15 protein-coding genes are annotated in these 12,883 nt (G+C 68.9%); 6 read left to right on the forward strand and 9 right to left on the reverse strand.

Annotated elements, in window-relative coordinates; all coding sequences use genetic code 11:
* Window positions 1–101 precede the first annotated feature (101 nt).
* Window positions 102–734, forward strand: coding sequence for a LysE family translocator (locus ACVK00_RS04370; RefSeq protein WP_284888632.1), 633 nt, complete (start codon window positions 102–104; stop codon window positions 732–734).
* A 290-nt stretch (window positions 735–1,024) separates the two neighbouring features.
* Window positions 1,025–1,312: a helix-turn-helix domain-containing protein gene (locus ACVK00_RS04375; RefSeq protein WP_006761397.1), complete on the forward strand. Its 288-nt coding sequence runs from the start codon at window positions 1,025–1,027 to the stop codon at window positions 1,310–1,312.
* 82 nt (window positions 1,313–1,394) lie between these two features.
* On the opposite strand, the gene ACVK00_RS04380 is transcribed toward ACVK00_RS04375, so the two are convergent.
* The 3 genes from ACVK00_RS04380 to ACVK00_RS04390 form a co-directional block, all read right to left on the reverse strand.
* Window positions 1,395–2,120, reverse strand: a complete 726-nt coding sequence (locus ACVK00_RS04380; RefSeq protein WP_284888631.1) for a YebB family permuted papain-like enzyme — start codon at window positions 2,118–2,120, stop codon at window positions 1,395–1,397.
* A gap of 138 nt (window positions 2,121–2,258) precedes the next feature.
* Window positions 2,259–2,828: a hypothetical protein gene (locus ACVK00_RS04385; RefSeq protein WP_105833660.1), complete on the reverse strand. Its 570-nt coding sequence runs from the start codon at window positions 2,826–2,828 to the stop codon at window positions 2,259–2,261.
* A 216-nt stretch (window positions 2,829–3,044) separates the two neighbouring features.
* Window positions 3,045–3,503, reverse strand: a complete 459-nt coding sequence (locus ACVK00_RS04390) for an Lrp/AsnC family transcriptional regulator (RefSeq protein WP_006486309.1) — start codon at window positions 3,501–3,503, stop codon at window positions 3,045–3,047.
* A gap of 124 nt (window positions 3,504–3,627) precedes the next feature.
* Between ACVK00_RS04390 and ACVK00_RS04395 the strand changes: the two genes are divergently transcribed.
* The 3 genes from ACVK00_RS04395 (at window position 3,628) to surE (ending at window position 5,615) form a co-directional block, all read left to right on the forward strand.
* Window positions 3,628–4,365, forward strand: a complete 738-nt coding sequence (locus ACVK00_RS04395) for an AzlC family ABC transporter permease (RefSeq protein ID WP_006761394.1) — start codon at window positions 3,628–3,630, stop codon at window positions 4,363–4,365.
* On the forward strand, window positions 4,355–4,657 hold the full coding sequence (locus ACVK00_RS04400) for an AzlD family protein (RefSeq protein WP_006749368.1): 303 nt from the start codon (window positions 4,355–4,357) through the stop codon (window positions 4,655–4,657). Before ACVK00_RS04395 ends, ACVK00_RS04400 begins: the two co-directional genes overlap by 11 nt.
* A gap of 178 nt (window positions 4,658–4,835) precedes the next feature.
* Complete coding sequence (surE, locus tag ACVK00_RS04405) at window positions 4,836–5,615, forward strand: 5'/3'-nucleotidase SurE (protein ID WP_284888624.1); 780 nt, start codon at window positions 4,836–4,838, stop codon at window positions 5,613–5,615.
* A gap of 105 nt (window positions 5,616–5,720) precedes the next feature.
* Here surE and ACVK00_RS04410 read toward each other — a convergent pair whose 3' ends face one another.
* From ACVK00_RS04410 to ACVK00_RS04430, 5 genes are all read right to left on the reverse strand, one after another.
* Window positions 5,721–6,542: an SDR family NAD(P)-dependent oxidoreductase gene (locus ACVK00_RS04410; RefSeq protein ID WP_284888623.1), complete on the reverse strand. Its 822-nt coding sequence runs from the start codon at window positions 6,540–6,542 to the stop codon at window positions 5,721–5,723.
* A 69-nt stretch (window positions 6,543–6,611) separates the two neighbouring features.
* Window positions 6,612–7,079, reverse strand: a complete 468-nt coding sequence (locus ACVK00_RS04415; protein ID WP_212115702.1) for a cupin domain-containing protein — start codon at window positions 7,077–7,079, stop codon at window positions 6,612–6,614.
* 241 nt (window positions 7,080–7,320) lie between these two features.
* On the reverse strand, window positions 7,321–8,673 hold the full coding sequence (locus ACVK00_RS04420) for a pyridoxal phosphate-dependent decarboxylase family protein (protein ID WP_175668257.1): 1,353 nt from the start codon (window positions 8,671–8,673) through the stop codon (window positions 7,321–7,323).
* Window positions 8,674–8,693: 20 nt separating this feature from the next.
* Window positions 8,694–8,993 (reverse strand): ArsR/SmtB family transcription factor, encoded by a 300-nt coding sequence (locus ACVK00_RS04425; RefSeq protein ID WP_012365181.1) that lies wholly within the window; start codon window positions 8,991–8,993, stop codon window positions 8,694–8,696.
* Window positions 8,994–9,180: 187 nt separating this feature from the next.
* Window positions 9,181–10,068, reverse strand: coding sequence for a LysR family transcriptional regulator (locus ACVK00_RS04430; RefSeq protein WP_284888622.1), 888 nt, complete (start codon window positions 10,066–10,068; stop codon window positions 9,181–9,183).
* 129 nt (window positions 10,069–10,197) lie between these two features.
* On the opposite strand from ACVK00_RS04430, the gene ACVK00_RS04435 reads away from it, so the two are divergent.
* The gene (locus ACVK00_RS04435; protein WP_228908829.1) at window positions 10,198–11,235 is read left to right on the forward strand and encodes an aldo/keto reductase; all 1,038 of its coding nucleotides are present in this window, start codon (window positions 10,198–10,200) and stop codon (window positions 11,233–11,235) included.
* Between the two features lie 54 nt (window positions 11,236–11,289).
* On the opposite strand, the gene pdxR is transcribed toward ACVK00_RS04435, so the two are convergent.
* Complete coding sequence (gene pdxR / locus ACVK00_RS04440; RefSeq protein ID WP_228908828.1) at window positions 11,290–12,768, reverse strand: MocR-like pyridoxine biosynthesis transcription factor PdxR; 1,479 nt, start codon at window positions 12,766–12,768, stop codon at window positions 11,290–11,292.
* Window positions 12,769–12,883 lie beyond the last annotated feature (115 nt).

A 12,883-nucleotide genomic window follows, 5' to 3' on the forward strand; every position in this document is an offset into this window, starting at 1 on the left:
GCCGGCACATCGAATCATCGGCCGTTCGGTCAATTGACCCGCGCCGGACGCGCTCCTACACTGGTCTCCCTTTCACGCCGCTCCGGCACGACGGGACTTCCATGATCGACCTCTCCACGCTCGCGCTGTTCTCCGGCGCGTGCCTCGCGCTGACCGCCACGCCCGGCCCCGACATGCTGCTGATCGCGTCGCGCAGCGTGAGCCAGGGCCGCCGCGCGGGGTTCGCCACGCTCGCGGGCATTCAGGCCGGCACCTACTGCCATGCACTCGCGGCCGCGCTCGGACTGTCGCAGCTCTTCGTCGCGGTGCCGCTCGCCTATGACGCCGTGCGCTTCGCGGGTGCCGCATATCTGCTTTATCTCGCGTGGAAAACCTTCCGTTCGGATGCGACCGCGCTGTCGCCGGTCGCGTCGCCGCGCCGCCATTCGACCGCCGTGATCTTCCGCCAGGGCCTGACGACGAACCTGCTGAATCCGAAGATGGCGCTGTTCGTCCTCGCGCTGTTCCCGCAGTTCGTGCGCCCCGAGCACGGCTCGATCGCCGTGCAGATCCTCGTGCTCGCGACGGTGCTCAACCTGATCGGGCTCGTCGTCAACGGCGCGGTGATTGTGTCCGCGAGCCGGTTGAGTCAGCGGCTCGGCGCGCGCCGCCGGCCGTCGAAGCTGCCGCAGTATCTGCTCGGCACGGTATTCGTCGGGCTGGCCGCGCGGCTCGCGGTGGCGGGACGGAATTGACCCTGCCGGCGCTTCCAATCAGCGCCACCCGCGCCGACACCGAATCGCACACCTAGCCCGATTCAGGTCACCCGAACCTGGTCGGGTACCGCCTTCCTGATCGACCTCTCCGATAGATGTAACGACGCTTCGAACGTCCGCCCGGCCGCCTGCATCCGCAGTCGCGGCCGGACACCCCACTTGCGTCTACATAACATATTTGTTACTGTGCTACCTAACTCGTACGAAATTCAGTTCTTCAATACGCGTGTGGAGACGGGGGTCGTCACGTCGACTCAAGGAGGTTCAAGATGGCAACGTATAAGGAACTGCGCGAGCGCGCGTTGTCCAACCCCGACGTGCGCGCCGAATACGAACGACTGAACCGCGAAGAACTCGCACTGCTCGACGTGATGCTGGCTGCCCGGCGAGACGCCGGCCTGTCGCAAGCCGACGTGGCCGAGCGCATGGGGACGAAAGCACCAGCGGTGACACGACTCGAGCGCGCGCTCGCAACCGGCCAGCATTCACCGTCCATCGATACGCTGCGCAAATACGCGGCCGCTTGCGGCAAGAAACTCGTGATCTCATTCGCCTGATGCGTCGTACCCGGCCGCCCGTCGTTTGAGCGGCCGAAACCCGCCGTCCGCCACGGTCATTGAACACCCGGAACGTGCCGCGTCAATGGTCATGTGCGCCGCCGATTTCCGCATCGTCCGAACCTCGCGGCTCCCGCGCGCCGGTATCGCGCCCACGCGTATCCGCCACCACGCGCAACTCACCGCTATCGAGCAAGCTCGCCGGCGTCACCGTACGGCGCTGCCACGGAATCCGGCCGAAATACCAGATCTTCCAGAACCCCAGCGGATGATCGGGATTGCGGCGCAGCAGCGTATCGAACGTCTCGACGTCGCCGAGCACGATCCGCGTCGCATCGCGCACCACTTCGCGCACGAAACGCGAGCAGAACTGCCGGCGCGACGCGAGATTGAAGCCGGTGTCGTAGACCACGCCAAGCCGGCGCATGGCCGCGTCGACGAGCCGGCGCCGTTGCGCGGCGTCGAGCGGCTGCTTCAAGCGCGCGATCACGCATGCGCCGCGATCCGAGCGCGCGAGAAACCGTGACATGGTCGTCACGCGCGACAGCGGAAACGTGCTCTCCGCGACGAGCGGCTCGCCGCCGCGCTCGCCGACGACGATCCCCACGTGATTCGTCCACGAGCGCGTCGCGCTCGCCACTTCGAGAAACGGCCGCACCGTCACGCGGATAAAGACGATGTCGCCGATCTCGGGTTCGGCCGGCAACGGCATCGTGTCCGGACCGGCCGTACCCACAGCGAAAAGGCGCCGCCTGCGCACGCCCGGCCGGCATATCGCCGGCGACCGAGAAACCGTGTCGATGAACATGCGAACCTCACGCGAGTGGACATGGCGCGAGCATGTCAGCCGCGGCCGCATCGCGCATCCGCGATGTGCGTGAGGGGATCAATCCGCGCCGCCGGGTAGCGAATTCCGGTACCGGCGCGCAGCGCGCATGCGCGATCGTCAGCGATTCGCGCCGAGCGCGACGCGCAGGCGCTCCATCAGCCGCGTGTAGTGCAGCACCACGTCGGCCTTGTCCGTCACGTTCGCGGTCGAGAACCGCTCGGCCCACGCCGCGTTCCATTCGTACGTACCGTGCACGCTGCGGTCGCCGTCCGGCGCCTGGATCAGCGAACGGATCCGCGCGTCGCGCCCCGGCCCCGTATGCATCTCGAACAGCGCGTGGATGAACGTGTGATACGCGTCGTACACGTCCTCGTCGAACAGGTAGCGGTAGATGTGAAACGTGCGGTCGAGGTCGCGCTTCGCGCGGATCACGTCGTCCGGCGAGATGTCCTTCCAGTAGCCGATCCACGTGTAAAAGCACAGCAGCGCATTGAGCTGCGGCGCGACCGTGTCGTACAGCGTGAGCCGCTTCTCGATCAGCCGCTGGTTGGTCCACTGCACGAGTTCGAGCCGCTTCAGCCGGCGCGCGACGAGCCAGCCGAGGCACGCGACCGACAACGGCGTCAGCACCCCGAGCACGAGCTTGACGATTTCCAGCGAATTCCATGGCGTGTTGAATGGCTGCATGAATGGCTCGACCAGAAAAAAGGCACCGCCCGGCGGATCGCATCGCGCGCAGCGCGCCTGTCCGATCGCCTCGCGGTTGACCGTTAGTTGCTTGAGCATCGAAGGCGCACCGTGATGCAGCCGGTGCGCGGCGAAGCGGCTTGTTCCGCCAGTGTATCGGCCGATTGTCACTGGCTGGTGACGATCCGCCGAATCGTCGTCGCGCGTTCGCGCCGCTTACGTCGGCAGCGCCGACGTGAGCTTGACCTTCTGCATCGGGATGTCGGTCTTCACGCTCAGCACGCCCGGAATGCGCGTCAGGTATTCCATCTGGAAGCGCCGGTAGTCGTCGATGTCGGCCGCCACCACGCGCAGCAGGAAATCGCAGTCGCCGGCCATCAGGTGACACTCGACCACTTCCGGCATCTGCTGGACAGCCTCGGCGAAGCGGTTCACGGATTCCGCGTCCTGCCCCTTCAGCCATACGCGCGTGAAGATCGTCAGCCCCTTGCCGACCTTCGCCGGGTTCAGCACGGCCACGTACTTCTCGATCACGCCCGCTTCCTCGAGCAGCCGCACACGCCGCAGGCACGGCGACGGCGACAGCCCGACCTCGTGCGCGAGTTCCACGTTCTGCATGCGGCCGTCGCGCTGCAGCGCGCTCAGGATCCGCCGGTCGATAGCGTCAAGCTTCATTGGCATCCAATTCCAAAAAAATGGCAAAACACGTGTTCAATGCCAAATTCTCCGGAAGATCTGGCCACAACGCAACCCGATTCGAGTCAAAAAAGCAGACAATCCTCCTCCCCAAGGAGGAGTAATGAGCAGTAGCGTTTCAACGTCGTCCGGGCTTCGCGACAAGCCCGCCCATGTCGCCGAGATGGGTCGCGGATTGCGCGCGGCGCTGCCCGTCATGCTGGGTTTCGTGCCGTTCGCGCTGGTGCTCGGCGCGCAGGCCGCGCAAAAAGGGCTGAGCCTGTTCGAGGTCCCGATGATGACGGGCCTGAATTTCGGCGGCGGCTCCGAATTCGCCGCGATCCATCTGTGGACGTCGCCACCGCACATCGCGCTGATCGTCGCGATGTCGTTTCTCGTAAATTCGCGCCATATCCTGATGGGCGCGGCGTTCGCGCCGTATATCCGGCGCCTGCCGCGCCGCCGCGCGTTCGCCGCGCTGTTCTTCATGTGCGACGAAAGCTGGGCGATGTCGCTCGCCGACGCGCGCTCGCGCTCGGCCACGCACATCAGCGTCCCGTATTACGCGGGCGTGTGCTCGGGGCTCTACCTGACGTGGATCTCGATGACGACGTTCGGCGCGGCGGTCGGCCCGACGATCGGCAACGTCGAGCAGTACGGCTTCGACATGGCGTTTACGGCCGTGTTTCTGGTGCTGCTGCGCGGGATGTGGAAGGGCATGCGCGCGAGCCGTCCGTGGTTCGTGAGCCTGGTCGTCGCAGCCGCCACGCACCTGGCCGTGCCCGGCGCGTGGTACGTCGCGGCCGGCGCGTGCGCGGGGCTGATCGCCGCGCTGCTGTGGGAGCCGCGCGATGCTGCCTGATTTCGCGACGGTGGCGACCATCGTGCTGATGGCGTCGACGACCTACCTGTCGCGCGTGCTCGGCTATGTGCTGCTGCGCAACCGCACGCTGAGCCCGCGGATGGCATCGGTGATGGAAAACGTGCCCGGTTGCGTGCTGATCTCGGTGATCGCACCGGCCTTCGTGTCGACGCGCCCGGCCGACCTGCTCGCGCTCGCCGTCACGCTGGTCGCGGCGACGCGCCTGTCGATCCTGCCGACCGTCATCGTCGGCGTCGTGTCGGCCGGGCTGCTGCGGCATCTGCTCGGGTAACGCGGTCCGACCCGCCGTGCAGGCGGCACATCGAACCAACCAACGGGCGCATCATGCGCCCGTTTTTCGCATGCGCGAGCACGGCGCGGCACTGCATGCGTCACGACGCAATGCTAGCCTTGCGGGTGTACCCGCGATGCCTTTCCCCTCTCATTGCCTACCTGCGAGGATCATCCCGATGCAAGAAACCCGCCCGCTGTTCGACCGCGTCCTGCTCACCAACGACGACGGATTCGACGCCCCCGGCCTTGAAGTGCTCGAACAGGTCGCCACGCAACTGGCGCGCGAAGTCTGGATCGTCGCACCGGCGGAAGATCAGAGCGGCACGTCGCATTCGCTGAGCCTGCACGAACCGCTGCGCGTGCATCGCAAGGGCGAGCGCCGCTTCGCCGTGCGCGGCACGCCGGGCGATTGCGTCGCGATCGCGGTCAGCCACCTGATGAAGGATGCGCGGCCCGACTTCGTGCTGTCCGGCGTGAATCGCGGCGCGAACCTCGGCACCGAAACGGTGTTCTCCGGCACCGTCGGCGCGGCGATGACGAGCATGCTGGTCGGCGTGCCGGCGATCGCGCTGAGCCAGGCATTCAGCGATCGCAACGAAGTGCCGTGGAATACGGCGCGCACGCATGCGCCGGACGTGATTCGCCGGCTCGTCGCGGCCGGCTGGGACCGCGATGCGTGCCTCAACGTGAATTTCCCGCCGCGGCCGGCCGACGACGTGCGCGGCGTGAAGGTGACGAACCAGGGCGCCGGCACGCTGCAAGGCGTCGACATCGTGTCGGGGCGCGATCCGCGCGACATCGAATACCACTGGCTGAAGCTGACGCGCGCACCGCGCGACGACGATGCGGAGTCGGAAACGGTCGCGCTCGGCGAAGGCTACATCGCGGTCACGCCGCTGAAGTTCGAACGCACGCACGATCAGGCGCTCGCGCGGCTGCGGGCGAACCTGGGCTGAACGGTGCGATCGCGCCGGCAGGCATCGGCCGCCGGCGAATGACGCCGGATCGAGGCCGCTCGGCGGCCTCGCCGCGTCACCGAATCACGACCTCACCGCGCCGCATCACGTCAGGTTCATTCCCCCGTCGAGCATCACGATCTCGCCCGTCACGTAATCGGACGCGACGAGCATCGCGACCGTCTGCGCGACGTCGTCCGGCGTCGCCGCGCGGCGCATCGGCGCACGCTCGTGCCAGAGCTGCTGCGCTTCGGTCCAGTCGGCCGTCAGCGGCGTATCGACGAGCCCCGGCGCCACCGCGTTGACGCGAATCGCCGGCGCGAGCGTGCGCGCGAGCAGGCGCGTCGTGTGATTGAGCGCGGCCTTCGCCGCCGCGTACGGAATCGACGCGCCCTTCGGCCGCACGCCCGCATGCGAGCTGACGTTGATCACGCAACCGGCGCGCCCGCTCGACGCCGCTTCGAGCAGCGCGGGCTGCGCCTCGGCGACGAGCCGGAACGGCGCGATCACGTTGATCTCGTGCATCTCGCGCCATACGTCGGGCGTCGCGGCGGCGAGATCGTCGTGCGGAATCACGCGGCTCGCGCCTGCATTGTTGACCAGCACGTCGAGCCGCCCATGCACCGCGAGCGCATCGCGGATCAACCGCACGCGTTGCGCATCGTCGGCGAGATCGGCCTGCACGTAGCTCGCGCCGAGCTCGCGCGCCATCGCGCGACCGGTCTCGGCGGAGCTGCGCGAATGCAGGATCACCGCATAGCCGTCCGCCGACAGGCGCCGTGCGATGGCCGCGCCGATCCCCGACGTCGATCCGGTGACGAGCGCGACAGGCCGATGCACGCGCGACGCGCGCGGCTCGGCGATGGTTTCGGTTTCAGGTTCCGTTTCGGAAATCGGGGCATTCATCGGCGGATGCGGCGCGTCCATGGCGTGGAATCCCGTGAGTGGCGTTCCCGCATCATAAGCGCGGCGACGGCCGATGCGGAGGCGTGCCGTCTACGGCCGTTTCGGCAGATCGACGAAATCTTCGAGTTCGCCGGCGACGTAAAGCCGCTTGCCGATTCTCGGGTATTCGCACACGTCGTGTTCGAGGCGCTGGCCGGCGATGAACAGTTGCAGCGGCACGTCGCCGGTATTCTGCAACGTGTGTGCATCCCCGCCGCGCGGAAAGCCGAGAAAATCGCCCGGCCCGATGTCGAAAGCGCGTTCACCGATCGTGGCCGTGCCGGTGCCGGACAGCACGTACACGCATTCTTCCTCGTACAGGTGACGATGATATTCGGCCGATTCGTGACCGGGCATCAGCGTGAGCAGGTGAGCGCCGATTTGCGTGAGGCCGGTCAGGTCGCTGAGCTGCCTTTTGAGGCGAACGGCATTGGGATTCAGCGAATGCACCGCGCGCGTCGGTTCCATCTTCGCGATGTCGGCAGCTTTCAGCAGTTCCCGGGGAGGTGTCGTGGACATGGGGATCTCGTCAGCGTGATGCAGCGGTTGAACGTGCCGCCCGGGCCGGCGCGGCGCGCATGCCGCGCTATTGTCCGGCATTTTCCCGCGGACGAGAACCGCGTATGCGCGCGTCGACGCACCACCCGCACACCCCGCGCACCGCTACCCGGCCCGAGCCGCCACGAGACAGCTTCTTCCGCGGATTGGCGACGCATGCGCAATGCAAGCGCCGCGCCAGGGTCGCGCGCGCCGCCGCCGCTCAGCCCACGTGCACGCCGCGCAGCTTCGTCAGCAACGCGACGAGACGATCGATGTGTTCGTCCTCCGTGCGCCACGACGACACGCTGATCCGGAACGCCGGCCGCCCCTGCCACACGGTCTGCCCGAACCACACATCGCCCGAATCCTGCGCGGCCTGAAGGATCGCGGTCGTCTCGTCGTCGGTGCCGGCGCGCACGAGCACCTGGTTCAGCACGACGCGGTTCAGCACGTCGTAGCCGGCCACGCGCAGGCCGTCCGCGACGCGCGCGGCCTGCGCGCAATGCCGCTCGATCATCGTCGCCACGCCGGCGCGGCCGAGCGCGCGCAGCGCGGCCCACACCGGAATGCCGCGCGCGCGCCGCGAGAATTCGAGGTTCAGGTTCTTCTGCGCATCCTGCGCGCCGCTCAGGTAGACGGCGTCGCTGTTCATCGCTGTCGCGAGCGCGGCCGCGTCGCGGCAGATCACCATCGCGCCGTCGTACGGCGTGTTGAGCCACTTGTGGCCGTCGGTCGTCCAGCTGTCCGCGCCGTCGATGCCGTTGGTCAGCGCGCGCTTGGACGACGCGCGCGCCCACAGCCCGAACGCGCCGTCCACGTGCACCCACGCGCCGGCGGCCTTCGCGGGCGGAATCAGCGCCGCGAACGGATCGAACTCGCCGGTGTTCACTTCGCCGGCCTGCACGCAGAGGATCGTCATGTCGTCGAGCGGCGGCAATTGCGCGGGATCGATGCGGCCGTGCGTGTCGACCGGCGCGACGATGACGCGCTTCATCCCGAAGCCGAGCACGCGCAGCGCCTTCTTCACCGTGACGTGCACGAGTTCGGAGACCACCACCTTGACCTCGGGCGCGCCGATCAGGCCGTCCTCGTCGACGTCCCAGCCCTTGCGCGCGAGCAGCGCACGCCGCGCGACGACCAGCGCGACGAGCGTGCAGGCCGTCGCGCTCGTGCCGAAGCCGACCGCGCTGCCCTCGGGCAGCCCGAGCACGTCGACGATCCAGCGCGCGGCCTGCCGCTCGATCGTCGCGGCCACCGGCGAATTGGCGAACGACGACGCGCACTGGTCCCACGCGAGCATCAGCCGCTCGGCCGCCGCCGCGGCCGGCAGCGTCGCGCCGATCACGAAGCCGAAGTAGTTCGGGCCGTTCGACGCGACGGTCGCGGGCGTGCCACGCTCGTCGAGCAGGCGCAGCACGTCGTCGGCCGGACGGCCCGTGTCGGGCAGCGGCTCGTCGAAAGCCGCAAGACCGGCGAGCGCGGCCGCGTCGGGATACGCGCGCCGTTCGTCCGTCGCGGCGAGATACGCATGCGCGCGCCGGTCGGCGTCGGCCAGCAGGGCGAGTTCATCCATGTCGGTTGTCTCGGTGAAGGTCAAAGTTGCAGGAGATCGCGGCCCAACTGATGCAGCGCATCGTCGATCCGCCTGTAGTACGTGAACTTGCCGACGCGCGTCGCCTGCACGAGCCCGGCATCCGCGAGGATGCGCATGTGTCGTGTGGTCGTCGCTGGCGCGATGCCGAGCTTCTCCGTGATGTAGGTGCAGCACACGCCGAGTTCGTCGAAGTCGCCGTGCGGCTGCGGCGGAAAATGCTCGCGCGGCTGCTTGAGCCAGCGCATCACGGCCAGACGGCTTTCGTTGGCCAGTGCGCTGATGCGGGTGACGTCGTCCATGGGTCTCGGTTTCGTTTGACGTTTTGAATATTAGCTAAATGACGAAACGTGGACAACCGGTCCGGCGGGCGGTTCTTGCGTTCGCTGTCGTGCTGGCAGCGGCTTCGTCCGCTATCGCACCGCATCCGACGTCATCACGTCGCGGCCCGCAGGCAGAGGCATCCGGCGCGGCGCGATCCGGTTGCGATCATCCCGCTGCCAGCGCCTGCGCCAGCTGCTCGATCAGCGCCCGCACGCGCCGCGGCTGCGCGGCGCCGCCCGGATAAACGATCTGCAGGTCGACTTCGCCCGGCGAGAAGTCGCGCAGGATCTCGACGAGCGCGCCGGACGCCAGATCCTGCTCGACGTCGAGCAGCGACTTCAGCGCGATCCCGTGCCCCGCGACGCACCACGCGCGCACGAGCGCCCCGTCGTTGGCCACGCGCCGGCCGCGCACCATTACGCGCTTCAGTGCGTCGTCGATGCGGAACGGCCACTCGGCATACAGCTCCTGCCCGAAACGCATCACGATGCAGTCGTGCGCGGCGAGTTCGTCCGGATGCCGCGGCGTGCCGTGCGCGGCGAGATAGGCGGGCGCGGCGCACACCACGCGGCGCGACCGGCCGAGCGAGCGGCTGCGCAGCGCGCTATCCGCGAGCGTGCCGCGCCGGATCGCGAAATCGAGCCCCTGCCCGACGAGGTCGACGTAGCCGTCGCCGAGATGCAGGTCGACCGTGACGCCCGGATGCTCGGCCAGGAACGCGTCGACGACGGGCACGACGCGCGCCTGCCCGAGGTCGGCCGGCGCGCTGAGCCGCACGGGCCCCGACAGCGTCTGCGCGCCGAGCCGCACGCGGCTTTCAAGCTCGTCCGCTTCGGCAAGCAGGCGCCGCGCGCCGGCGACCAGCGTGCGGCCCTCGTCGGTCAGGCTGATCGCGCGGGTCGTGCGCGTGAGCAGCGCCGCGCCGTAATGGCTCTCGAGCGCCGCCAGCCGCTCGGAGACCGTGGCCGGCGACAAGCCGACCTCGCGGCCGGCCGCGGCCAGCCCGCCCTTTTCCACGATGCGCAGGAACAGCGCGAGGTTATCGAGCAGCATTCTTCGCTTTCTCCGAATGATATTTTCGAAGTCTGCCCAATTATCCGGTTGAACCGCAAGCGCTAGAGTGAGGATCCACCTTGCCGGCGCCCATTCGCGCCGGCTTCCGATCAAGAGAGGGCACACGACATGGAATACCGCACGCTCGGCCGCTCCGGCCTCAAGGTTCCCGTGCTGAGCTTCGGCGCAGGCACGTTCGGCGGCACCGGCCCGTTGTTCGGCGCATGGGGCAACACGGGCGTCGACGAAGCGCGCCGCCTGATCGATATCTGCCTCGAAGCCGGCGTCAACCTGTTCGACACGGCCGACGTGTATTCCGACGGCGCCTCCGAGCGCGTGCTCGGCGCCGCGATCCACGGACGGCGCGACCAGGTGCTGATCTCGACCAAGACGGGCCTGCCGACCGGCGACGGGCCGAACGACGCCGGCACGTCGCGCGCGCGACTGATCCGCGCGGTCGACGACGCACTGCGCCGGCTCGACACCGACTACATCGACCTGCTGCAGCTTCACGCGTTCGACGCGGCCACGCCGGTCGAGGAAGTGATGTCGACGCTGGACGACCTGGTGCGCGTGGGCAAACTGCGCTACATCGGCGTATCGAATTTCGCCGGCTGGCAGATCATGAAGTCGCTTGCGGCGGCCGACCGGCACGGCTGGTCGCGCTACGTCGCGAACCAGGTCTATTACTCGCTCGTCGGCCGCGACTACGAGTGGGACCTGATGCCGCTCGGCGCGGACCAGGGCCTCGGCGCGCTGGTGTGGAGCCCGCTCGGCTGGGGCCGGCTCACCGGCAAGATCCGCCGCAACGCGCCGCTGCCCGAAGGCAGCCGCCTCCACGACACGGCCGGCTTCGGGCCGCCGGTCGACGACGAGCGGCTGTACGACGTGGTCGATGCGCTCGACGCGATCGCGGAGGAAACCGGCAAGACCGTCCCGCAGATCGCGCTGAACTGGCTGTTGCAACGGCCGACCGTGTCGTCGGTGATCGTCGGCGCGCGCAACGAGGAACAGCTGCGCCAGAACCTCGGCGCGGTCGGCTGGTCGCTGACCGACGCGCAGATCGCGAAGCTCGATGCGGCGAGTGCGGTCGAAGCGCCGTATCCGTACTTCCCGTATCGCCGGCAGGACGCGTTCGCGCGCGTCAATCCGCCGATGCGCGGGTAAGCGCAGCCGCGCGCCGTCGCGCCGCGACGCCATCGGAACGCGGCGCGACGGCCGTCACCGCGCGGCCAGCACGCGGTCGATCATCTCGCCGATCCGGCGCGCGAGCGCGTCCATCCGCTCGGCCGGCACGCCGCCGTAGCCGAGCACGAGCCCGTTGTAGCCGTGCGCGGTGCCCGGCATGCAGAACGACGACAGCGGCCTCAGGATCAGCCCGCGCGCCTGCGCGACGCGGCTCAGTTCCGTGTCGGCCACCGGCACGTCGAGCCGCGCGGACAGATGCATGCCGCCGGCGCCGCCCGACACCGTCAGCCGCGTGCTCAGCCGCCGCGCCAGCGCATCGTGCAACGCGTCGCGCCGCTCCGCATAGACGCGCCGCATGCGCCGCAGATGCCGCGTGAAATGCCCCGCGTCGATGAAATCCGCGAGCGCGCGCTGCTCGACCGCGCGGCCCTGCAGCATCAGCGCGCCCGCCGCGTCGCGCAGCGGCTGCGCCAGCGCGGGCGGCACGACCATGAAGCCGAGCCGCAACGCGGGAAACATCACCTTGCTGAAGGTGCCGAGATAGATCACGGGCGCATCGTCGGCGAGTCCCTGCACGGCCGCGTGCGGCGTGCCGTGGTGGCGGAACTCGCTGTCGTAGTCATCCTCGACGATCCAGGCGCCGGCCGCGCGCGCATGGGCGACGAGCGCGAGCCGCCGTTCGAGGCTCATCACCGCGCCGAGCGGATACTGATGCGACGGCGTGATGTAGACGAGCTTCGGCGCACGATCGCGCCAGTCGTCCGGATGCGGCGCGAGCCCCTGCGCATCGACGCCGATCGGTTCGACACGCAGGTCGGCCGCGAGAAACGCGTTGCGCGCACCTTGATAGCCGGGGTTCTCGATCCACGCGACATCGCCCGCGTCCGCCAACGCGCGGGCGCACAGGTCGAGCGCGCCCTGCGTGCCGTCGGTGACGATCACCTGCGCGGCGTCGCAGCGCACGCCGCGCGACGCACGCAGATAGCCGGCGATCGCGTCGCGCAGCACCGCATCGCCTTCGGCCGACTGGTAGCCGAGTTGCGCCGGCCCCGCCGTTCGCCATGCCCGTTCGATGCAGCGCCGCCACTGCGCGAGCGGGAATTCGTCGACGGCCGGCGCGCCCGGCATGAACGGCAGCGACTCGTCGAGGCCGCTCGTCGCGCGCTCGGCCCGCGCGACGCGCCGCGACAGCACCGTCGTATCGCCGGCGGGCGCCGCGGCGGCGACCCGCGACCCGCGCAGTCCCATCCGCGCGACCACGGTGCCCTGTCGCGAGCCGGTCACGAACCCTTCCGACGCGAGCCGCTCGTAGGCGTACAGCACCGAGTTGCGCGCGATGCCGAGTTCGTCGGCGAGTGTGCGCGACGCAGCGAGCCGCGCGCCTTCGGCGATCCGGCCGCCCAGGATCGCATCGCGCAGGCATGCGTACAGCCGCTGCTGCTGCGACATCCGCGTGGCCGCATGCGGCCCCGCCTCGCGCTCGAAGGTCGACAGCAACACGGCGTAATCCATCGTGGCTCCAGAATGTGTAGATGTCATGGGTCTACACATGGTGCCACGAACTTTCTATCGTAGCGGTCTGCTCCCGTTGCCGGCCGCGTCGGCAACGCTTCATTCCAACATCATC

Source organism: Burkholderia sp. PvR073 (genome assembly GCF_054055695.1).

What these genes read in the sequence shown, in the direction of transcription:
- ACVK00_RS04400 (WP_006749368.1), top strand. Translation starts at nt 4,355, where the DNA reads ATGCTGCCTGATTTCGCGACGGTGGCGACCATCGTGCTGATGGCGTCG.
- ACVK00_RS04420 (WP_175668257.1), bottom strand. Translation starts at nt 8,673, where the DNA reads ATGGATGAACTCGCCCTGCTGGCCGACGCCGACCGGCGCGCGCATGCG.
- surE (WP_284888624.1), top strand. Translation starts at nt 4,836, where the DNA reads ATGCAAGAAACCCGCCCGCTGTTCGACCGCGTCCTGCTCACCAACGAC.
- ACVK00_RS04395 (WP_006761394.1), top strand. Translation starts at nt 3,628, where the DNA reads ATGAGCAGTAGCGTTTCAACGTCGTCCGGGCTTCGCGACAAGCCCGCC.
- ACVK00_RS04375 (WP_006761397.1), top strand. Translation starts at nt 1,025, where the DNA reads ATGGCAACGTATAAGGAACTGCGCGAGCGCGCGTTGTCCAACCCCGAC.
- ACVK00_RS04385 (WP_105833660.1), bottom strand. Translation starts at nt 2,828, where the DNA reads ATGCAGCCATTCAACACGCCATGGAATTCGCTGGAAATCGTCAAGCTC.
- ACVK00_RS04410 (WP_284888623.1), bottom strand. Translation starts at nt 6,542, where the DNA reads ATGGACGCGCCGCATCCGCCGATGAATGCCCCGATTTCCGAAACGGAA.
- ACVK00_RS04370 (WP_284888632.1), top strand. Translation starts at nt 102, where the DNA reads ATGATCGACCTCTCCACGCTCGCGCTGTTCTCCGGCGCGTGCCTCGCG.
- ACVK00_RS04390 (WP_006486309.1), bottom strand. Translation starts at nt 3,503, where the DNA reads ATGAAGCTTGACGCTATCGACCGGCGGATCCTGAGCGCGCTGCAGCGC.
- pdxR (WP_228908828.1), bottom strand. Translation starts at nt 12,768, where the DNA reads ATGGATTACGCCGTGTTGCTGTCGACCTTCGAGCGCGAGGCGGGGCCG.
- ACVK00_RS04430 (WP_284888622.1), bottom strand. Translation starts at nt 10,068, where the DNA reads ATGCTGCTCGATAACCTCGCGCTGTTCCTGCGCATCGTGGAAAAGGGC.
- ACVK00_RS04435 (WP_228908829.1), top strand. Translation starts at nt 10,198, where the DNA reads ATGGAATACCGCACGCTCGGCCGCTCCGGCCTCAAGGTTCCCGTGCTG.
- ACVK00_RS04425 (WP_012365181.1), bottom strand. Translation starts at nt 8,993, where the DNA reads ATGGACGACGTCACCCGCATCAGCGCACTGGCCAACGAAAGCCGTCTG.
- ACVK00_RS04380 (WP_284888631.1), bottom strand. Translation starts at nt 2,120, where the DNA reads ATGTTCATCGACACGGTTTCTCGGTCGCCGGCGATATGCCGGCCGGGC.
- ACVK00_RS04415 (WP_212115702.1), bottom strand. Translation starts at nt 7,079, where the DNA reads ATGTCCACGACACCTCCCCGGGAACTGCTGAAAGCTGCCGACATCGCG.